Raw genomic sequence first — 4,308 nt, forward strand, 5'->3', positions numbered from 1 at the left:
AAGGAAGGAAAAATCCGTCAACTCATTGTTGAGCAGGTAACCGCCCGGAAACCCGGTACCGCCATCGGCCATGATCCGCGAGCCGAATGACTGTTCAATGGAGCTGGTCATGGCCAGGGCGTTGCCATGTTCGTCGATGATGCTGATATGGCTGGTCCCCGATTCGGGCTGGCTGGGCTGGACCCCCCATGCCGTCGACAGGGAGCCGGGGTTACCCGGGGAAGCACCGTCACTGCCGAGGCTCTGCTCGCCGATTCGCTCGGCACGCAGGGCCAGGTAATCGGGATTCAACAGGCTCGACCAGTCACCCCCCGGCGCCTGAACGAAGTCGGGATCCGCGATGTACTTGCCACGATCGGCGAAGGCCAGCCGGGAGGCCTCGAGAAACTGATGCAGCCAGTCGACTCCGGGAATGCCCTCTTGCAGTGGTGTCTCGACAGCCGGCAGATGCTCGAGAATTCCCAGGATCTGCATCAGGGTCAGGTGACCTGACGAAGGCGGCGGAAAGCCGCAGATTCTCCAGAACCGCCAGTCCGTGCACAGGGCCTCGCGCTCCTTGGCGACGTAACTCGCCAGGTCCTCGAGGGTCATGGAGCCCGGACGCTCGTCATGCTCCTGCACCCTGAACACCAGATCTTCACCTATGCTGCCGGTATGCAACGCCTTGCTACCCTCTTCGGCAATCTCGCGCAGAATAGCGCCCAGGGCCAGATTCTTCAGCTCGTGATCCACGGCGAGGGGCTCGCCATTCTCGTCGTAATAAAAGGCACCGGCCAGGGAATCGCTGCGCAGCAGCTCATCCGCGGCCAGGCTGGCATGCAAGCGGGGGCTGACCGGAAAGCCCTGTTCGGCCAGGGTAATGGCCGGTGAGAAGAGATCCGCCCAGGGCAAAAGACCATGGCTGTCGTGGGCCATCTCGAGCATGCGCACCGTTCCCGGCACCCCGACGGAAAGACCGCTGGCAACGGCGTCCGTGAAGGCCAATGGCTGCCCTTCCTCGTCCAGGAAGAGGGTTTCATCGACATTCCGCGGCGCCCGCTCACGGCCATCGAAGGATGTGACGTTCTCGCCATCGAAATGCACCAGGAAAGCACCACCGCCGATCCCGCTCGACTGGGGTTCCACCAGGGTCAATACCATCTGTACCGCGATGGCGGCATCGGTGGCCGAGCCACCCGCCTTGAGCACCTGGTAGCCGGCATCGGTAGCCAGCGGGTTGGCGGCCGCCACCGCGAAGCGTTCGGCGCTCCAGCCGGGCTTTTCCTCAGTGCCGGAACTGACTTCCGGCACGATGTCGGGCATCTGGTACTGGAAGGCCGCCTCGCCCAGGGCAAACTGTGGCAACCCAGCCAGCAGCAGGACCGTGATCCGCGGCAACCAATGATGAGGGAATCGCAGGGTGACATGGTTCATGATCAACCGTCCTTAGTGAAGCGCCGTTGCAACGTGGGACTGTCATCATAGATCATTCCTTGCCATAGATGCAGACATGACAGCATCCCGACTGACTGACGTCAGCCGGGGTGAGGATGTGGTGTTGCCATACAGGAGAGGAGGCACTGACCGGCGCCGGCAGCTGTCCGGCCTCAGGGTAGGCTTATTCGAGAGTTTCCCCCGCCAGCATGAACCAGGTTTCGAGCACCGCATCCGGGTTCAAGGATACAGAGTCGATGCCCTGCTCCATCAGCCACTTGGCCAGGTCCGGATGATCCGAAGGCCCCTGGCCGCAGATACCGATGTACTTGTCCTGCGCACGGCAGGCCTGGATGGCCATGGCCAGCAGCTTCATGACGGCGGGGTTCCGCTCATCGAAGAGGTGGGCGACGATGCCGGAATCACGGTCGAGCCCCAGGGTAAGCTGGGTCAGGTCGTTGGAGCCGATGGAAAAGCCGTCGAAGTGCTCGAGGAACTCATCGGCCAGCAGTGCGTTGGCCGGCAGCTCGCACATCATGATCACCTTGAGGCCCCTGTCACCACGTGACAGGCCATTGGCCCCCAGGAGGTCGACGACCGCCCGAGCCTCCTCGGTGGTCCGCACGAAGGGCACCATGATCTGGATGTTGTCAAGACCCATCACCTCGCGGACCCGCTTGATGGCGCGACACTCGAGCTCGAAACAGGGGCGGAAGGACTCGGAGATGTAGCGCGAGGCGCCACGAAAGCCCAGCATGGGATTCTCCTCGCCGGGCTCGTACAGCTTGCCGCCGATCAGATTTTCGTACTCGTTGGACTTGAAGTCGGACAGACGCACGATGACCGGCTGGGGGTGGAAGGCCGCCGCCAGGGTCGAGATCCCTTCCACCAGCTTGTCGACGTAAAAGTTGACCGGATCGGCGTAACCCGCGGTACGCAGGTCGATTGTCTGCTGGAGGTCGGCCGGCAGAGTGTCGTACTCCAGCAGCGCCTTGGGATGCACCCCGATCATGCGGTTGATGATGAACTCGAGGCGCGCCAGGCCAACACCGGCGTTGGGCAAGCCGGCAAAGGCGAAGGCCCGGTCGGGATTGCCCACGTTCATCATGATCTTGAAGGGCAGATCCGGCATGGCATCGACACTGGTCACGCGGCGGTCGAACTCGAGAAGGCCATCATAGACGTGCCCGCTGTCCCCCTCGGCGCAGGAGACTGTGACATCGCGGCCGTCGGCCAGTACCTGGGTGGCATCGCCACAGCCCACTACCGCCGGAATGCCCAGTTCCCGGGCGATGATCGCCGCATGACAGGTCCGACCGCCACGGTTGGTGACGATGGCCGAGGCCCGTTTCATGATCGGCTCCCAGTCCGGATCGGTCATGTCGGTGACCAGGACATCACCCGGCTTGACCTTGTTCATGTCCTCGGGCGAAAAGACGATCTTCACCGCCCCCCGGCCGATACGCTGGCCGATGGCGCGGCCGGTGACCAGGGTCCGGCCCTTCTCCTTCAACAGGAAACGCTCGAGCTTCCCCCCTTCCTGCTGGGAGACCACCGTCTCGGGGCGGGCCTGAACGATGTAGAGTTCGCCATCGTCACCGTCCAGGGCCCATTCGATATCCATGGGCCGCTGGTAGTGCTGCTCAATGGTCACGGCCTGGCGCGCCAGTGACATGATCTGGTCATCACTCAGGCAGAAGTGACCACGATCCGCCAGGGAAACATCCACGGTGGCGACCGACTTGCCGGCACTGGCATCCTCGGTATAGATCATCTTGATCAGCTTGGAGCCCAGGTTCCGGCGCAGTACCGCCGGACGACCCGCCGCCAGAGTGGGCTTGTGCACATAGAACTCGTCGGGATTCACCGCCCCCTGCACCACCGTCTCGCCCAGGCCCCAGGAAGCGGTGACGAAGACCGCATCACGATAGCCGGACTCGGTGTCCAGGGTGAACATCACCCCACTCGCGCCGGTCTCGGAACGCACCATCTTCTGGATCCCGGCGGACAGGGCCACGTTCTCGTGGGCATAGCCGCGGTGAACGCGATAGGAGATGGCGCGGTCATTGAACAGGGAAGCGAACACCTCGTGGACCGCTCGCTTGATGTTGTCGAAGCCCTCGATGTTGAGGAAGGTCTCCTGCTGACCCGCGAAGGAGGCATCCGGCAGGTCCTCGGCAGTGGCCGAGCTGCGAACCGCCGCCTTGAGGTCGGGGTGCTGGGCCAGCAGGCGTTCATAGGCATCACGCAGGTGGGCCTCGAAGGTCGGCGGCAGGGGGGTCTCGATCACCCACTGACGAATCTGGGCGCCGGTTTTCGCCAGGGCCTTGGTATCGTCCACATCCAGGGTGGCGAGCGCCTGGTTGATCCGCTCGTTGAGCCCTTCATGAGAGAGGAACTCACGGTAGGCATGGGCCGTGGTGGCAAAGCCACCGGGAACGGTCACGCCGGTGCCGGAAAGGTTCGAGATCATCTCGCCGAGGGAGGCGTTCTTCCCGCCCACGCGTTCGATATCCGTCATGCCCAGTTGATCGAACCACAGGATGTAGTCTTCCACGATACCCCCTTGAATCACGACGCCTGGAAGCCCGAAGCAGGTCGTCAGGAATTGACGACGGCGACTCTACCAGTCGATGCCGATATTCGCCATTGGTCTAACATCGAAGTCACTGGAGGTTTTTTACAACACGGGCCCAGGCGATCACACCTTCCATGCCCGGGCACCCACAGGCAGTGGCTGCTTGTACCCCGCCGACGCAACACCGAGAATGGCCGCTCCCGTCCAAGCCAAAGCGATGATCGTCATGACGCGAACCGCCTTCTTCATTTCCGACGGTACCGGCATCACCGCCGAGAGCCTTGGCCGCAGCCTGCTGGCGCAGTTCGAGAATGTCG

General features: G+C 62.9%; 3 protein-coding genes. 1 reads left to right on the plus strand and 2 read right to left on the minus strand.

The genetic code is table 11. The features are described 5' to 3' along the window. A partial coding sequence (locus ACESMD_RS03340; protein ID WP_372610311.1) for a gamma-glutamyltransferase family protein occupies positions 1-1,413 on the minus strand: 1,413 nt, incomplete at its 3' end. A gap of 184 nt (positions 1,414-1,597) precedes the next feature. Beyond that, positions 1,598-3,970 carry a phosphoenolpyruvate synthase gene (gene ppsA, locus ACESMD_RS03345; protein ID WP_372610313.1) on the minus strand — a complete coding sequence of 791 codons (2,373 nt, stop codon included), beginning with the start codon at positions 3,968-3,970 and terminating at the stop codon, positions 1,598-1,600. 247 nt (positions 3,971-4,217) lie between these two features. Here ppsA and ACESMD_RS03350 point away from each other — a divergent pair. Continuing rightward, a partial coding sequence (locus ACESMD_RS03350) for a kinase/pyrophosphorylase (protein WP_372610315.1) occupies positions 4,218-4,308 on the plus strand: 91 nt, incomplete at its 3' end.

Origin of the sequence: Halomonas sp. (genome assembly GCF_041689495.1) — a bacterium.
Taxonomy (GTDB): domain Bacteria; phylum Pseudomonadota; class Gammaproteobacteria; order Pseudomonadales; family Halomonadaceae; genus Halomonas.